Genomic DNA, 510 nt, shown 5'->3' with positions numbered 1-510 from the left:
CGGATGCTTACGAGCTACATTTTACCGCTATCCCGTATCAGGTATTAAAACCGTACCGCCCTAAACCGATAGCCTGGCCACAAATCGGGGGAACCTTACCGGCACGGGTGACCAGTCCGGACAATGACACTTACGGCTATATTGATACTCAGGGTCGGTATCGGGTGAAATTTAACTATGACCTGAAAGCGTGGAAAACAGGCAATGAAAGTTTATGGGTAAGACTGGCAAAACCCTATGCCGGAGGCACTTATGGCTTTCATTTTCCGTTAATTGACGGCACGGAGGTCGCCATGGCCTTTATGGACGGCAATCCTGACCGCCCGTATATTGCCCATGCTATGCACGACAGTGCTCACCCTGACCATGTCACGACAATAAACAAACACCGTAATGTGATTCGTACCCCGACCAATAACAAATTGCGCATGGATGACAAACGGGGACAGGAGCATATCAAGCTGGCGACCGAATACGGCAAAACGCAACTTAATCTGGGTCACTTAGTCA

1 protein-coding gene is annotated in these 510 nt (G+C 49.4%); it reads left to right on the top strand.

From position 1 onward, the window contains the following. A partial coding sequence (locus J3U35_RS06480; RefSeq protein WP_267360317.1) for a type VI secretion system Vgr family protein occupies positions 1 to 510 on the top strand: 510 nt, incomplete at both ends.

This window comes from Gilliamella sp. B2717 (assembly GCF_026536675.1).
Lineage (GTDB): Bacteria > Pseudomonadota > Gammaproteobacteria > Enterobacterales > Orbaceae > Gilliamella > Gilliamella apicola_I.
The sequence above is the reverse complement of the archived record's forward strand: the minus strand, read 5'-3'. Positions and strand labels throughout refer to the sequence as shown.